Source organism: Paraburkholderia sp. RL17-383-BIF-A, from assembly GCF_046028015.1.
Lineage (GTDB): Bacteria > Pseudomonadota > Gammaproteobacteria > Burkholderiales > Burkholderiaceae > Paraburkholderia.
Genome location: NZ_JARESR010000025.1, coordinates 1 through 16,331, shown reverse-complemented (window position 1 = coordinate 16,331; position 16,331 = coordinate 1). Strand labels below are relative to the sequence as shown.

The following is a 16,331-nucleotide window of genomic DNA, read 5'->3' as shown; positions in this document are numbered from 1 at the left end:
TCCGCTCCAGCGGACGGATTTGTAAGTGCGATGACAATTCGTTACATCTTGTTACGCCGAGCGCGGTCGCGATGCGGACTGACTTCGCGAATAAGTCACGATCATGTTTCGTCACGGATCCACAACCTTCGCATTTCTAAATAAATGGCTTTTCAATGCCATCTGGATTCTAGAACCACCCGATTGCGCGATACACGTGAAATTGTGCGATGCCAATCAACTCATGCAACGCGATCTCCGCACTCACCAGGTTGTCATACCGAGGCAGTACACCAAGACGTGCGCGCCGCGCGTTCGAGATCATCGGTTGTGGCGCGAGGCCGAAGCGGTGGAAGTCGAGCAGGGCGCGCGGCATCTGATAGGCGGAGGTAACGAGGATCAACGAATCGTAACGTGAGCCATCCAGAATGGCGGATACGTTGCGCGCGTTTTCGTAGGTAGTGAGGCTGCTGTTTTCCAGCACGATATCCGCGCGCGGCACCTGCTCACGCAACAGATAAGGCAAATAGGTATCGGCTTCCGTCGCGAGGTGCCGCTGCGGATTGCCGCCGCTCACGATCACACGGCATATGGCCGCCGCGCGTTTGCAGGCGGCATAGTTTTCGGCACTCGCCGAGATGCGCGCGATCACGTCACGCGGAGGCACGAGCGTGTGGTCGTCGTAGGTCGTGCCGCCGCCGAGCATGATGATCGCGGTGCGCGGCGCGAACCGGGCGGGCGTATCGGTCTGCCAGCGCGGTTGCGCCAGATGCAGCAAAGGCGCGGTGAGCCAGCCGGCGGCAAGCAGCCAGAACAGGGCAACCGTGCAGACGGCGAGCGGGCGCCTGGCGCGCTTCCATAGCACGATTGCTGCAAAAAAAAGCGCTAATAAAGTGAATAGAATCAATTTAAATGGGGTAACGTATGTCTTTCGGGACAAATCTATGGGCTTGCTATCGCGCCGCAGCGGTTGCATCGTCGGCTCGTAGGCAGAACGCTAACATGCCGTTCAGACGGGGGTTCCGAAAACGAGACCAGGCAGCACCTGGCGGAACTCGACTGCGATAATCGCAGCCAGCTTCCAGCCAAGGGCGGGTGCCGAGCGCGTCACTGGTGGCGCGGTGACGTGTTGGGCATGGATGTGTCATAGCTGCACTTTAAGAAAGAAGTGAGATGACCACGTATTCCAACGAAGCGGTACTTGAAGCGCTGCGGCGGGCGCAATATCGCCAGGTCCCATGGGCCAGAAGACCCGGCGTCTTCCAATATCTTCGCGCACTGGGCTTGATGGACACCGTTCGGCAGCGCACTGTCGCACCGGCTCCGGGTTTTCACGCACCGGTCGACATTGCCGTGCTGACTGAGCGCGGTAGAGCGGAATTCGCGCGGCTTGCACACGACGAGCGCCTGCTCAGTTGGACCGCACAGCGAATGAACGACTACGTCGTTGCCACAGCCGACACGCGGCCTACTGCCGCGCTCGAAGTCCGGCCATAAGTCCGGCGGGCTGCCAAGCGTACCTTCCCAGCCGCTTGACGCGGCTGGCGGGGATCCCATTGCTGTGTCCGTCCGGCTTCTAGCGGGTAATCGCACAGCACATTCTGCCGTGTCGGGCGTCTTGCACGCCCCTACGCGCATACATTTCGCATCCGCGCGAGACGCGCAAAAAAAAGCCCGTATCGCGAGGATACGGGCGTACCGGAATTACTACTGCCACGCTGTGCTAATGGCGTTAAATCAGACTGCCATTCGGCGGGGTGGTTCCCCCAATAAACTAAAAGCACAACTTCGCGCGAGCACATAACGGACCGTTTTCGCGAACCGTTTCCGCGCTCACGCTGGCTAACCGCCGACCAGGCGCTGACAGGCGCTGACTAATTAACGCCGGCGCGTGGGATCCTGCCGAGGCGCCTCCGGCCGCGTGCGCACGTTACTGGCGATATCGCCACGCAAGTCTCCGCGCGGCGCCGGTGGCGTGAAGTCGCGGCCACGCGTATCGCTTTGTTGCCAGGCTTCGAGGGTAGCCGGACGATCCGGCCGCCAGTTCCATGCCTGTTGGCGCTGCTGAGCAAGCGCCGGTGCGGCCATTGATGAAACGACAATGCCGCACAGAAGCAGTGACATTGGTTTCATGCTGAGCTCCCGTCAAGCCGATCGACTCAAGGCCTGTTTGCATACGTATAAGGTATGCGCAGTCGCGAAAGCACGCTGTAAGTAATAGTAAATGGATGTTTCACCCGCAACTATCGCGCTGCTTCAGACATCTGAAGCAGCGCACAGTTAGCTGGGTGTAGCAGGAGGGGACGACTGCGTTGGGCGCGCCGAGGAGCGGTGCCCATGACAGATGCGGCGAGCGCAGACCAGCGGCGCGCGTCGACCTGGATCGGATAAACGCCGGGTGCCCGCAAGCGCCCGGCGGTCAAACAGTTCGCGTCAGGCCATCTTGACCGGAGCGCGCCACGATTCCGGATTGGTCCAGAATGCGCCGCGCAGGCGGTCACGGCTCGGCGGTGCCGGCGGTTTGGCTGCGGTTGCGCCGATACGGCCGCGCAGCGAAATTTCACGGCCGCTCGTGCCGAGTCGCTTAACTATTTCGGCGAGCGTACCATCGGCTTGCCACTCGTCGAAGCGACGGCGGCAAGTCGGCGGCGACGGATAGCGGCCCGGCAGTTTGGACCAGCCTTCGCCCGTCGACAGCACCCACAGCACGGCGTTGACAACCGCGCGCGCTTCCACGCGTGGTCGACCGCGCCGTTCGCTCCGTGCTGGCTCCGCACAGAACAACGCCTCGACCAGCGCCCACTCGTTGTCTCTCAAATCGTCGAACAGCATCATGTTTCACCTCAGCGAAGCTAACTCCGGTGCGCTGCCCCGCGCCGCGCACTCTCCATGCACTCGATAGGCGAGTGCCAAGGAGGGTCGGGCTTGCCACGGTCTGCTATGCAGTCAGAATCATGGCGCCGACCCTTGTGTGCATGTAAATGCAGGAAGTGTGCCAAGTTGAGTCCAACCGCCTGAAAGCCCCATGACAGCGGGCCAGCGCGGGCGCTAGCTAGGGGCGTATAAGAATCCAAAAAACCCATCTCGCAAATCGGGACAATCACCAATCTTGTGCAATCAGGCCCGGCCAGCGTGCGTTTGCGCCTTATTGCTGCATTGCAGCGCAATGACTAAAACCGATTGTGGTGCTGACTTTCGCCTTACAATACGCATCAAATGATGCAATTGATGAGGTTGGTAAATGAATGTCACGCTGCGGCAGCTAAGGGTTTTCATTGAGGTCGCCCGTCTGCAAAGCTTCAGCCGGGCGGGCGATGAAATCGGCCTGACGCAGTCAGCGGTCAGCCGCTGCGTGCGCGAACTGGAGGGCGAGATCGGTCTCAAGCTGATCGATCGCACGACCCGCGAGGTGCAACTCACGGATGTGGGCGGCAACCTGGTGTCGAGCGTGTCGCGTCTGCTCTCGGATCTGGACGACGCGCTGCGCGAGATCCGCGAAATCGGTGAACAGCGCCGCGGGCGCGTCGTGGTGGCCGCCAGCCCGACGGTGGCGTGCCGGCTCATGCCGCGCGTGGTGGCCGCCTGCGGCCAGCAGTTTCCCTACGTCGCACTGGGCCTGCGTGACGACGTGCAGAGCGACGTGGTCCGCAAGGTCAAGTCGGGCGAGGTCGACTTCGGCGTGATCATCGGCCCGTTCGCCGCAGACGATCTGCTTAGCGAATCGCTGATGACGGATTCGTTCTGCGTCGTCACGCGCGACGATCATCCTCTTGCCGCCCAGCAGCGGGTCGCGTGGACGGACCTGGAAGGTCAGCAACTGGTGATGCTCGACTACGCATCGGGCAGCCGGCCGATCATCGACGCCGTGATGCAGGAATATGGCGTGAGCGCCACGGTGGTGCAGGAGCTGGGGCATTCCGCGACCGTTTTTGGGCTGGTGGAGGCGGGCGTCGGTGTGAGCGTGCTGCCGTGGCTGGCATTGCCGCTGCCGGCGGGCGCCTCGCTGGTGGCCCGGCCGCTGGTGCCGCGCGCCGAGCGCACGGTCGAACTGGTGCGGCGGCGGGACCGCTCGCTGTCGCCGGCTGCGGAGGCGGTGTGGGGGCTGATCCGTCAATTGCCGGGGCGGGCGGAGGATTTGAGCTAGTGACGATAACGCTGCCTGCCTCGCCGCCCCCAGAAGGAGCGCCAAGCTAAACTGTCGCCTCCGCTGCATTTCAATTCATGCCATCCACCCGTCTGGAAGTCTCGATGAGCGAAACGGATTCGTTTTTCCCTGCTATCCCCAATGCGCGCGACGCCGTGCGCGACCTGCGTCCTTCGCAGATTCGCGAAGTCGCCAACGCCGGTTTCGGCGTCGACGACGTTCTGCCATTCTGGTTCGGCGAGTCCGACCGCGTGACGCCGGCCTTTATCCGCGACGCGGCGAGCGCGTCGCTCGCCGCGGGCGCGACGTTCTACACACACAATCTCGGCATCGCGCCGCTGCGCGCCGCGCTGGCGGGCTACGTCAGCAAGCTGCACGGCGCGACATCGCCGGAGCACATCGCGGTGACGAGCGCGGGCGTGAATGCGTTGATGCTTGCGGCGCAGCTCGTGGTGGGCGCGGGTGACCGCGTCGTCGCGGTTACGCCGCTCTGGCCGAATCTGGTCGAGATTCCGAAGATTCTCGGCGCGCACGTCGAAACCGTCGCGCTGGGCTACGGCGAACGCGGGTGGCAACTCGACCTCGAGCAATTGCTCGCGGCGCTGACGCCCGACACGAAGATGTTGCTGATCAATTCGCCCAACAATCCGACCGGCTGGGTGATGAGTCGCGACGAGCAGCGCGCGGTGCTGGCGCATTGTCGGCGCCACGGTATCTGGATCGTGGCGGACGAAGTCTATGAGCGCCTCTACTATGCGGACGGCGATGCCAACGCCAACGCCAACGCCAACGCCAACGCCAACGCCAACGCCAACGCCAACGCCGCGCCCTCGCTCACCGCGCCGTCGTTCCTCGACCTGGCTACCCGCGACGAGCGCGTAATTTGCGTCAATTCCTTTTCCAAGGCATGGCTGATGACGGGCTGGCGGCTCGGCTGGATCGTCGCACCCGCCTCGTTGATGGACGATTTGGGCAAGCTCGTCGAGTACAACACCTCGTGCGCGCCGGCCTTCGTTCAGCAAGCCGGCATCGCGGCCATCGAGCAGGGCGAAGCCTTCACGCAGGAACTGGTGCTGGACCTGAAAGCGTCGCGCGATCATCTGGTGCGCGCGCTTTCCACAGTGCCGGGGGTGGACGTCAAGGCGCCGCCCGGCGCGATGTACCTGTTTTTCTCGATGCCGGGTGCCTCGCGCAGTCTGGAGCTATGCAAGGCAATGGTGCGTGAGGTGGGGCTCGGCGTGGCGCCGGGCAGCGCGTTCGGCCCGCAGGGCGAGGGCTTCGTCCGCTGGTGCTATGCCTGCGACACGGCGCGGCTGGACGCGGGCGTCGAGCGCCTGAAGCGGTTCCTCGCGAGCCACACGACGGACCGCTGAGCGCCTGCCGCAAGGTGGCCGCGCAAAACACTATTGAGCAAACCGGGAGAAGAACAACCGAAGAAAGCGGGTTTCCGTCCAATTAAGCCCGCTTTTTCACTAAAGCACGCCCGCCAAGGCGAGGCCGGAAAATGCGCGGGGGATTTCATCTTTACGCACTGATTGTTTTTGCGTAATATGGCGCTCAGTCACGCGATTCCTTTCAGGAATATCGCTGCTCCGTCCGGCTGGGTTTGGTTCGATTGTCTGTTTCGCCTCCCCCCGGTGCGTGCTCCCATCAATATGACCGATCAGAATCGGGCGAGCGCGTCTTCAGTTCCACATCGTCTGTTTGATCCGGTTCTTTGACCACAGGGTCTGACCTAGCTGCATGAATACCCAAGAGGCGAAGATCGTCCTCGAGACTGCCTTGATCTGCGCGCAGGAGCCGTTAAAGCTCGGCGAGTTGCGCAAGCTCTTTGCCGACGGCGTGTCGGCAGACACCGTTCGGAATTTGCTCGAAGACCTCAAGCAGGATTGGTCTGGGCGCGGTGTGGAGTTGGTCGGGCTGGCGTCGGGCTGGCGGTTTCAAAGCAAGCCCGCAATGCGTTCGTATCTGGATCGCTTGCATCCTGAGAAACCGCCGAAATATTCGCGCGCGGTGCTCGAAACGCTCGCGATCATTGCCTACCGGCAACCGGTCACGCGTGGCGATATCGAAGAAATTCGCGGCGTCACGGTGAATACGCAGGTCGTCAAGCAGCTCGAAGACCGCAACTGGATCGAAGTGATCGGTCATCGTGACGTGCCGGGCCGTCCCGCGCTGTATGCGACGACACGGCAGTTTCTCGACGACCTCGGGCTGAAAGCGCTCGACGAATTGCCGCCGCTCGCGGACCCGTCGGCGCAGTTGAACGCGGATCTGCTCGGCCAGCATGCGATCGAGTTCGCTGACGCCGACGCCGCGCAAGCGTTGGCGTCGGGCGAAGAGGGCACGCTCGGAGAGCCGGTGGATTCCGGCGTGGTAGATGAAAGTGCCGCTGCGGGCGAGGTTATCGACTCGGCCGCTAGTGGTCAACCTCAGGCTATTGCTAAGGCCGTGGGCGAAGCGCCGCAGTTCGATGCCGTAGAGGCGGACGCGGACGCCGGTAGCCATGCCGGTGCCAACCAGCTCGAAACATCAGGCGAGGCGCCCGGAGCGGAAATCGCTGACGGATTCGCTGAATTGCATCAAAAGCAGCACGCTGAGCCGATGGAAGCAGTGCAGGCGGCCGAAGCGACTGACAGCGCAGTGGATACCGCACCCGCATCCGGCTTGCATCCGGACGGGATGGGTGAGCCAGCCGCGCAGGATCATGCTGAAACGGCGCACGCGGAAAACGTTGCACCGCAGACCGGCACCGCCGGGTCCGCACAGAATCACGATCCGGTCTCCCAGACCGATCCGGCAATACCCGCGCACGACTCGGGCGTACTCCGCAATACGGAGCACGCCGCCGAGCCGAACCCGACCAAGGCGGCGCACGGCGATCCTGAGGATCGTCGCGATGCGGCGCAGGACGCGGGCGTTCTGACCGACGACGAACCTGAGTCGCGCAGCGCCTGACGTAACCGAACTTTTTTTGCCACGCCCGCAACGGGCGTGCGCGACCTGACATTTTGAGGTTGTTTTGACACATACCCACGACACCGATTCGTCCGAATCCGAGCGCGCCGTGCCGTCGGCTCGCGCTGACGAAACGCGCACCACGCAAGCGTCGGCAGGCGAGGGCGAGCGCCCGGCGCAGACCACGGAAGCAGACGGTGAAGACCGTCCGCGCCGCGGCCTGCGTCGCGGTCCGCGCAGCCTGATCGCCCGGCGCCGCGCCGGCGCGAAGACGAAGGGCGCCGAAGGCGGCCCCGCGCAAGAGGCGCCGGTTGTCAGCGAGGCGCCGCCGGACGGCGAGGTCGTCGCGCAAGTGCGTATGCCGCGCAAAGATGCCGGCGCGAAGGGTCAGGGGTCACGCCGCAATGCGGGCGGCGCGCGCCGCGAGGGCGCACCGCGTGAAGGAGCGCCTCGTGAGGGTCAACGCGAAGGTGCGCCTCGTGAAGGTCAGCGCGAGCGTCAGCCGCGCGAGGGCGGCCAGCGTCAGAACCGCCGCGGCGGTGAAGCGCCGGCGGCTGCGGCGGAAGCCGGTCAGGACGATCTGTTCTCGTACGTCACATCGCCCGCGTTCGACGCGGACAACAGCGCCACCGGTGGCGTGCGCGCGCCGATGCTGCGCCGTGGCAAGCCGGCCGCGCCCAAGCGCGTGCTGGCAGCGGATGACGACGCACCGAAGTTGCACAAGGTGCTGGCCGAGGCAGGCATGGGTTCGCGTCGCGACATGGAAGAGCTGATTGTCGCCGGCCGCGTGTCGGTAAATGGCGAGCCGGCTCACATCGGCCAGCGCATCATGCCGACCGACCAGGTTCGCATCAACGGCAAGCCGGTCAAGCGCAAGCTCGCCAACAAGCCGCCGCGCGTGCTGCTGTATCACAAACCGACCGGCGAAATCGTCAGCCATGCCGATCCGGAAGGCCGTCCTTCGGTGTTCGACAAACTGCCGCCGATGAAAACCGCCAAGTGGCTCGCGGTCGGCCGTCTCGACTTCAATACGGAAGGTCTGCTGATGCTGACCACGTCAGGCGATCTGGCGAACCGTTTCATGCACCCGCGTTACAGCGTCGAGCGTGAATATGCGGTGCGGGTGGTCGGCGAACTGGCGGAAGGCATGCGCCAGAAGCTGCTGCACGGCGTCGAACTGGACGACGGCCCGGCAAACTTCCTGCGGATTCGCGACGGTGGCGGCGAAGGCACGAATCACTGGTATCACGTCGCGCTCGCCGAAGGGCGTAACCGCGAAGTGCGTCGCATGTTCGAAGCGGCCGGCCTGATGGTCAGCCGTTTGATCCGCACCCGTCACGGCCCGATTTCGCTGCCGAAGGGCCTCAAGCGCGGCCGCTGGGAAGAGCTCGAAGACAACCAGGTGCGTGCGCTGATGGCGTCGGTGGGCCTGAAGGCGCCGACCGAAGACAAGGGCAGCCGCCGCGAAGCGCCGGAGCGTAAGCAGCCGGATCCGATGCAGACGTCGATGGGCTTCATCAACCGTGAGCCCGTGTTGATGTCGCATAGCCGTTTCGAGCAGCAGCAACCGCGCGGCCAAGGCCGCCGTGGTGCGGCGGGTGGTGGATTCGGTGGCGGTGCGAGCGGCGGCGGCTTTGGCGGTGGCGGTTACGGCAATCGCGGTGCCGGCCGCGGCGCGAGTGGGCTCGGCGGTCCGATGGGCGGCGGTGCGGGCGGCCCGCGCGGCGGGCGGGAGGTCGACGGTAATCGTGCGCCGTCGGGCAATGGCAATCGTGCGGCGGGCGGCAAGCGTCCCGGCGGTGCGGGTGCCAATCCCGGCAATGGCGGCGGTAGCCGCGGGCCGGGCGGCAATCGCGGTGGCAACGCCAACCGCGCGGGTGGCGGCAATGCCAACCCGGGCGGCGCCAATCGCGGCGGTGGCGCGCCGCGCGGCCGTTCGCGCGGCCGTTAAAGTAAGCGAGTCATGCATGGCGGCCGGCCGCTGAATCGTTTTTCAACGATTTTCGTGAGTCGCCGCCGTGGTCGATCGACGCGCTCTCCAGGTTCGCGTTGCTTTGCAATTTTCTTGCGGCACATAAAACCGCAGCCTGGACGGAAGTGGGGGCAGATTTCACTTGCCCGGCTTGTCCGGCGTGGATCCGAGGCGGCCCGAGCCGTCTTGCAAAAGGCCTGAACGGCCGCCATATCGTGGAAAGATTCCCGTGAAATCAAGCTGAAATGCGCGTTGGGCGGCGCTTTGCGGTTTGCGTTTGTCCTGAAAAATGGCTACAATCGCGAAGTCGCTGGGCGTGCGGCTTTTTATGTGCGGCTCAGGTGCGACCACCGGTAATAAGATGATGGGCGTTTAGCCCATTTTTTTTTGCCGCTCAGTTCTCAGTGGTTCGGCATCTCGGGTAGCACGAACGTGCGCCGGCTTGGCGCGCGGCCCGCATTGGTTGTTTGCAGAACAGGCGGCAGGCTCGCTGCGCGAACATCTAAGAGGGCATTGTGCAACTGACGGAACTGATTGAAACCACGGTCGTGGGACTCGGCTACGAGCTCGTCGACTTCGAGCGCACCGGCCGCGGCATGATGTGTATCTATATCGACCAGCCGGCCGGCATCGCGATCGAAGACTGCGAGAAAGTCACGCGTCAGCTCCAGCACGTTCTGACGGTCGAAAATATCGATTACGAGCGGCTTGAAGTGTCGTCGCCGGGTCTCGACCGCCCGCTGAAGAAACTGGCGGATTTCGAACGCTTCGCAGGCAGCGAAGTGGTAATCACATTGAAAAAGCCATTGGACGGACGGAAATCGTACCGGGGCATCCTGCATGCTCCGCAAGGCGAGACGATCGGTCTGGAATTTGAAGGGAAGGAAGGCGCCGCGATGCTCGATTTCACGCTCGCGGACATGGACAAGGCACGCCTCGTTCCGAAAGTTGACTTTAGGAGCCGCAAACAATGAGTCGCGAAGTGTTGATGCTGGTGGATGCGCTGGCACGCGAGAAGAATGTCGACAAAGACGTGGTATTTGCCGCGCTCGAAGCGGCTCTCGCTTCGGCCTCCAAGAAACTCTTCGAAGAAGATGCGGATATCCGCGTCCATATCGACCGTGAAAGCGGCGAGCACGAAACGTTTCGCCGCTGGAAAGTGGTGCCGGACGAAGCCGGTTTGCAGGAACCGGATCAGGAAATTCTGCTGTTCGAAGCACGCGAACAGAAGCCCGAGATTCAACTCGACGAGTTCATCGAAGAACCGGTGCCGTCGATCGAATTCGGCCGGATCGGCGCGCAGGCTGCCAAGCAGGTGATCCTGCAGAAGGTGCGCGACGCCGAACGCGAACAGATCCTGAACGACTTCCTCGAGCGCGGCGAGCACATCATGACCGGCTCGGTGAAGCGCCTGGATAAGGGCAACTTCATCGTCGAAACCGGCCGTGTCGAAGCGCTGCTGCGCCGCGATCAGCTGATTCCGAAGGAAAACCTGCGCGTGGGCGACCGCGTGCGTGCCTATATCGCGAAGGTCGATCGCACCGCGCGCGGTCCGCAGATCGAACTGTCGCGTACGGCGCCCGAATTCCTGATGAAGCTGTTCGAGATGGAAGTGCCGGAAATCGAGCAAGGTCTGCTGGAAATCAAGGCGGCCGCGCGGGATCCGGGCGTGCGCGCCAAGATCGGCGTGGTCGCGTACGACAAGCGCATCGATCCGATCGGCACTTGCGTCGGCATCCGCGGCTCGCGCGTGCAGGCGGTGCGTAACGAGCTCGGTGGCGAAAACGTCGACATCGTGCTATGGTCGGAGGATCCCGCTCAGTTTGTGATCGGCGCCCTCGCGCCGGCAGCCGTCCAATCGATCGTCGTCGATGAAGAAAAGCATTCGATGGACGTCGTCGTAGACGAAAACGAACTGGCGGTCGCGATCGGCCGCAGCGGCCAGAACGTGCGTCTTGCCAGCGAACTCACCGGCTGGCAGATCAACATCATGACGCCGGACGAATCTGCGCAAAAGCAGAATCAGGAGCGCGGCGTACTGCGTGACCTGTTCATGGCGCGTCTCGATGTCGACGAAGAAGTGGCCGACATCCTGATCGACGAAGGCTTTACGAGCCTCGAAGAGATCGCTTATGTGCCGCTCAACGAAATGCTCGAAATCGAAGCATTCGACGAAGACACTGTTCACGAACTGCGTAATCGCTCGCGCGACGCGCTGTTGACGCTGGCGATCGCGAATGAAGAAAAGGTCGAAAATGTAGCGCTCGACCTGAAGAGCCTGGACGGCATGGACGCCGACCTGCTCGCCAAGCTGGCCGAACATCAGATCCAGACGCGCGACGAACTCGCCGAGCTGGCTGTGGATGAACTGGTCGAGATGACCGGAATGGAAGAGGATGCCGCTAAGGCGTTGATCATGAAAGCACGTGAACACTGGTTCCAGTGAGAAATGACCATGGCGCACTAAATTGAAGCGGCCGTCAGGCCGCATGACCCGATGCTAACCGCAAGGAATCGGTCCTTGCATTAAGAGGAATGAATGGCGAGTAACAACGTAGCCCAATTTGCCGCGGAACTGAAAATGCCTGCAGGCGTGCTGCTTGAGCAGCTGCAGGCAGCAGGCGTCACAAAAGCGAGCGAAGACGACAGCTTGTCCGAAACGGACAAGGCGCGTCTGCTCGACCACTTGCGCAAGTCTCACGGCTCGACTGATGCTGACAAGCGCAAGATCACGCTGACGAAACGGCATACGTCGGAAATCAAGCAATCCGATGCGACGGGCAAAGCTCGCACCATTCAGGTCGAGGTGCGCAAGAAGCGCACCTTCGTCCGCCGCGACGAAACCTCCGCCGAAAACGGAGATGCATCGAATCATGTGGCCGAGGCCGACGTCGACGATCTCGAACTCCAGCGTCGTGAAGAGGAAGCTCGTCACGAAGCCGAACTGCTCGAAAAGCAGGCTCAGGAGCTGAAGGCGCGCCAGGAACAACTCGAACGCGAAGAAGCGGAACGTCAGGCGCGTGAAGCGGCTGCCGAAGCCGAGCGTCGCCGTGCGGAAGAAGAAGCAGCGAAGAAGCGCGCAGCGGCCGAGGCGGCAGCTCGCGAGCAGCAGGCACAGGCTGCGAAGCCGGCGCAAGCTGCGCAGCTGGCGGCCGCGAAGGCCGAGCCGGTGGTGGCTAAGGCCGCGGAACCGGTAGTCGCCAAAGTTAACGAGCAGGACGACGAGCGCGCAGCTGCAGAGCGTGCCGCGCAACGCGAAGCCGCGAAGAAGGCGGAAGACGCAGCGCGTCAGGCTGCTGAGAAAGCGCGTGCCGAGCAGGAAGAAATCGCCAAGCGTCGTGCCGCGGCTGAAGCCGAAGCACGCGCGATTCGCGAAATGATGAACACGCCGCGCAAGGCGCAGGTCAAAGCGCCGGAACCGGCACCGAAGCCCGCCGAGCCGGCCAAGGCCGCGGAAGCCAAGGGCACGCTGCACAAGCCGGCGCGTCCGGCGGGTGAAGCAGCGGCACGTCCGGCAGCCAAGAAACCGGCTGCTGCGGCTCCGGCTGCCACGACCACGCCTTCCGCCGGCGACAAGAAGAAGCCGGGCGGCGGCAAGGGCGGCTGGCAGGACGACGCAGCGAAGCGCCGCGGTATCAAGACGCGTGGCGATTCGAGCGGCGGTGTCGATCGTGGCTGGCGCGGTGGCCCGAAGGGTCGCGGCAAGCATCAGGATCAAAGCACCACGTTCCAGGCACCGACCGAGCCGATCGTGCGTGAAGTGCACGTGCCGGAAACCATCACGGTCGCCGATCTGGCGCACAAGATGGCGGTGAAGGCGTCGGAAGTCATCAAGTCGATGATGAAGCTCGGCCAGATGGTCACGATCAACCAGATGCTGGACCAGGAAACGGCGATGATCATCGTCGAAGAACTGGGCCACCACGCGGTTGCGGCCAAGCTGGACGATCCGGAAGCCATGCTGGTCGAAGGCGAAGTGTCCGATGCGGAAGCACTGCCGCGTCCGCCGGTCGTCACGGTCATGGGTCACGTCGACCACGGCAAGACGTCGCTGCTCGATTACATTCGCCGCGCCAAGGTCGCAGCGGGTGAAGCGGGCGGCATTACGCAGCACATCGGCGCTTACCACGTCGAAACGCCGCGTGGCGTTATCACCTTCCTCGACACGCCGGGCCACGAAGCCTTTACGGCTATGCGTGCTCGCGGTGCGAAGGCAACCGACATCGTGATTCTGGTGGTGGCTGCCGACGACGGCGTCATGCCGCAGACGAAGGAAGCCATTGCCCACGCGAAGGCAGGCGGCGTGCCGCTCGTCGTCGCGATCAACAAGATCGACAAGCCGGATGCGAATCCGGAGCGCGTCAAGCAGGAACTCGTCGCTGAAGGCGTCGTGCCGGAAGAATACGGTGGCGATTCGCCGTTCGTGTCGGTGTCGGCTAAAACCGGCGCGGGCATCGACGATCTGCTCGAAAACGTGCTGCTGCAAGCCGAAGTGCTGGAACTGAAGGCACCGGTCGAAGCGCCGGCCAAGGGTCTCGTCATCGAAGCGAAGCTCGACAAGGGTAAGGGTCCGGTTGCAACGATCCTGGTCCAGTCGGGTACGCTGAACCGCGGAGACGTGGTGCTGGCAGGTAGCGCTTACGGTCGCGTGCGAGCCATGCTCGACGAGACCGGCAAGCCGACCAAGTCGGCCGGTCCGTCGATCCCGGTCGAAATTCAGGGTCTGTCGGAAGTCCCGCAAGCTGGCGAGGAAGTCATCGTCATGCCGGACGACCGCAAGGCGCGTGAAGTCGCGCTGTTCCGTCAAGGCAAGTTCCGCGACGTCAAGCTGGCCAAGCAACAGGCGGCGAAGCTCGAGAACATGCTGGAACAGATGGGCGAAGGCGAAGTGGCGTACATGCCGCTCATCGTCAAGGCCGACGTGCAGGGTTCGCAGGAGGCGCTGGTGCAGTCGCTGCTCAAACTGTCCACCGACGAAGTCCGCGTGCAGATCGTGCACGGCGCCGTGGGTGGCATCAGCGAGTCCGACGTCAACCTTGCAACGGCTTCGAAGGCTGTCATCATCGGCTTTAACACCCGTGCGGATGCGCAGGCTCGCAAGCTGGCGGAAGCCAACGGCGTCGATATTCGCTACTACAACATCATCTATGACGCAGTGGATGACGTGAAGGCCGCGATGTCGGGCATGCTGGCACCGGAGAAGCGCGAAGTCGTGACGGGTACGGTCGAAGTGCGTCAGGTCTTCAAGGTACCGAAGATCGGCGCGGTGGCCGGTTGTATGGTCACGGACGGTTTCGTCAAGCGCTCGTCGTCGGTGCGCGTGCTGCGCAACAACGTCGTCATCTTCACGGGCGAACTCGATTCGCTCAAGCGCTTCAAGGACGACGTGAAGGAAGTCCGTCAGGGCTTCGAGTGCGGTATGTCGATCAAGAACTTCAACGATATCGTCGAAGGCGATCAGTTCGAAGTCTTCGAGATCACCGAAGTCGCGCGTTCGCTGTAATTTACGCGGCACGGCTCAAAGGGGCGGAGCGGGCTTTAACGCCCGCTCCGCCCGTTGTTTTTGGCGCCGCACGTTGTTCCGCGTGATTGCCGCGCTTCGGCGCCACGCTTTGCTGTCGTGCTTTGCTGTCGTGCTTTGCTGCTATGCGTTGGTTGCCGCGCGTTTGTTCCCGCGCTTTTGTTCCCGGTTTACCGCGCTCTTTCACGCTCTGACGCCGGTCGCCGCGTAACAGCCCGCTGTCGAGCTTCCGGTTCTCCCGGCCGCCTGAATGCCGCCCGGAAGGACAGCCCGCACCGCGCTAGCGCGAACCATTTTTTGCATCCGTTAAGGCGGATCACATCACACCATGCCTAAAAAACGTTCTTCCCCCAATCGCAACGTGCAGATCGCCGATCAGATCCAGCGCGATTTGTCCGAGCTGCTGCGCGAGGTCAAGGATCCGCGCATCGGCATCGTCACGATTCAAAGTGTCGAGCTGACGCCGGACTACGCGCACGCCAAGGTCTATTTCACGACGCTCACGGGCGACCCGCAACAGACGCTCGAAGCGCTCACGCATGCCGCCGGGCATCTGCACAATCAGCTGTTCAAGCGCCTGCATATCCACACCGTGCCGACGCTGCATTTCCATTACGACAAGACGATCGAGCGAGCCGTCGAAATGTCGCGTCTGATCGACGAGGCGAACGCGAATCGCGCGAAAGAAGACTGAGCGCGCTGTAGCCGCGGCTCTCGCTGCCATGCCTGAGTGGCCCTGCGCTCAGCGTTGTTTCCGTCGCTGTTTTCCGTATTTATCGAAGATTTCGTCCCTCCGACATGACCGCATCTCAACGCCCCCGCGTGCCGCGCCGCGCGCTCGATGGCGTCCTGTTGCTCGACAAGCCGCTCGGCCTGTCGAGCAACGACGCGCTGATTCGCGCGAAGCGTCTTTATCTGGCAAAAAAAGCGGGCCACACCGGTACGCTCGATCCACTCGCGACTGGCTTGCTGCCGCTTTGTTTCGGCGAAGCCACGAAGTTTTCGCAAGACCTGCTCGAAGCCGACAAGACGTATGAGGCCACCATGCGCCTCGGCATTCGCACGACCACCGGCGACGCCGAGGGCGAAGCCATCGACACGCGCGAAGTAACCTGCGACGAGGCGGCGATTCAAGCGGTTCTGCCCACATTCCTCGGCGAAATCACTCAGGTTCCGCCAATGTATTCGGCGCTCAAGCGTGACGGCAAGCCGCTGTACGAATATGCGCGTGCCGGCCAGACGGTGGAGCGGGAAGGGCGCCAGGTGACGATCCTGAAGCTCGATCTGCTCAGTTGCGCGTTGCCGGACGTGACGTTTCGCGTGACCTGCAGCAAGGGCACCTATGTGCGCACGCTGGCCGAGGATATCGGCGAAGCGTTGGGTTGCGGCGCGCATCTGGTGGCGCTGCGGCGCACGGGCGTCGGCGCGCTGACGCTTGAAAATTCGGTGACGCTCGACGCATTGTCCGATGCAACGGAAGGCGAGCGCGACGCGTGGCTGCAACCGGTGGACGCATTGCTGTCCACCTTCCCGCTCGTCCAGCTTAACGAAGACGCGACGCGCCGCTTCCTGCACGGTCAGCGGTTGAAACTGTCCGAACTGGATATCACAGGCGAAGCATTGAATGCGCCGCGCGTTCGGGTGTATGCCGCGCAGGGGCGTCTGCTGGGTGTCGCGAAGCAAGGCGAAGGCGTGCTGGCGCCGGAACGGTTGGTCGTCACTACGGCGAGCTGAAAGCCTTCTGGACGTTGGGCAGA

The 16,331-nt window shown here is 63.1% G+C and carries 12 protein-coding genes and 1 pseudogene; 10 read left to right on the top strand and 3 right to left on the bottom strand.

What is annotated here, in order from left to right; translation table 11 throughout:
- Positions 1 to 169: 169 nt before the first annotated feature.
- Complete coding sequence (locus P0D71_RS24900) at positions 170 to 886, bottom strand: YdcF family protein (protein WP_408482597.1); 717 nt, start codon at positions 884 to 886, stop codon at positions 170 to 172.
- 266 nt (positions 887 to 1,152) lie between these two features.
- On the opposite strand from P0D71_RS24900, the gene P0D71_RS24895 reads away from it, so the two are divergent.
- Positions 1,153 to 1,476, top strand: a complete 324-nt coding sequence (locus P0D71_RS24895) for a hypothetical protein (protein ID WP_091794922.1) — start codon at positions 1,153 to 1,155, stop codon at positions 1,474 to 1,476.
- A gap of 381 nt (positions 1,477 to 1,857) precedes the next feature.
- Here the strand turns inward: P0D71_RS24895 and P0D71_RS24890 are convergent, their stop codons facing one another.
- Positions 1,858 to 2,112 carry a hypothetical protein gene (locus P0D71_RS24890; RefSeq protein ID WP_408186033.1) on the bottom strand — a complete coding sequence of 85 codons (255 nt, stop codon included), beginning with the start codon at positions 2,110 to 2,112 and terminating at the stop codon, positions 1,858 to 1,860.
- A 303-nt stretch (positions 2,113 to 2,415) separates the two neighbouring features.
- A pseudogene (locus P0D71_RS24885) lies at positions 2,416 to 2,811 on the bottom strand (transposase); the annotation flags it as partial.
- A gap of 409 nt (positions 2,812 to 3,220) precedes the next feature.
- On the opposite strand from P0D71_RS24885, the gene P0D71_RS24880 reads away from it, so the two are divergent.
- The 9 genes from P0D71_RS24880 to truB all read left to right on the top strand — a co-directional run bounded on the left by P0D71_RS24880 (position 3,221) and on the right by truB (position 16,308).
- Positions 3,221 to 4,123, top strand: coding sequence for a LysR family transcriptional regulator (locus tag P0D71_RS24880; protein WP_408293608.1), 903 nt, complete (start codon positions 3,221 to 3,223; stop codon positions 4,121 to 4,123).
- Positions 4,124 to 4,200: 77 nt separating this feature from the next.
- Entirely contained in the window at positions 4,201 to 5,496 is a 1,296-nt protein-coding gene (locus P0D71_RS24875; RefSeq protein WP_408482596.1) for a pyridoxal phosphate-dependent aminotransferase, read from the top strand.
- 370 nt (positions 5,497 to 5,866) lie between these two features.
- Positions 5,867 to 7,081 (top strand): SMC-Scp complex subunit ScpB, encoded by a 1,215-nt coding sequence (gene scpB, locus P0D71_RS24870; RefSeq protein WP_408482594.1) that lies wholly within the window; start codon positions 5,867 to 5,869, stop codon positions 7,079 to 7,081.
- Positions 7,082 to 7,145: 64 nt separating this feature from the next.
- Positions 7,146 to 9,032, top strand: a complete 1,887-nt coding sequence (rluB, locus tag P0D71_RS24865; protein ID WP_408482592.1) for a 23S rRNA pseudouridine(2605) synthase RluB — start codon at positions 7,146 to 7,148, stop codon at positions 9,030 to 9,032.
- A 536-nt stretch (positions 9,033 to 9,568) separates the two neighbouring features.
- Complete coding sequence (gene rimP, locus P0D71_RS24860; RefSeq protein ID WP_064269683.1) at positions 9,569 to 10,027, top strand: ribosome maturation factor RimP; 459 nt, start codon at positions 9,569 to 9,571, stop codon at positions 10,025 to 10,027.
- Positions 10,024 to 11,499 (top strand): transcription termination factor NusA, encoded by a 1,476-nt coding sequence (gene nusA / locus P0D71_RS24855; protein ID WP_091794906.1) that lies wholly within the window; start codon positions 10,024 to 10,026, stop codon positions 11,497 to 11,499. The genes rimP and nusA overlap by 4 nt, the downstream gene beginning before the upstream one ends.
- A 93-nt stretch (positions 11,500 to 11,592) precedes the next feature.
- Entirely contained in the window at positions 11,593 to 14,556 is a 2,964-nt protein-coding gene (gene infB / locus P0D71_RS24850) for a translation initiation factor IF-2 (RefSeq protein ID WP_408482590.1), read from the top strand.
- 346 nt (positions 14,557 to 14,902) lie between these two features.
- Positions 14,903 to 15,268 carry a 30S ribosome-binding factor RbfA gene (gene rbfA, locus P0D71_RS24845; protein ID WP_042324072.1) on the top strand — a complete coding sequence of 122 codons (366 nt, stop codon included), beginning with the start codon at positions 14,903 to 14,905 and terminating at the stop codon, positions 15,266 to 15,268.
- Between the two features lie 104 nt (positions 15,269 to 15,372).
- On the top strand, positions 15,373 to 16,308 hold the full coding sequence (gene truB, locus P0D71_RS24840) for a tRNA pseudouridine(55) synthase TruB (protein WP_091794900.1): 936 nt from the start codon (positions 15,373 to 15,375) through the stop codon (positions 16,306 to 16,308).
- Positions 16,309 to 16,331 lie beyond the last annotated feature (23 nt).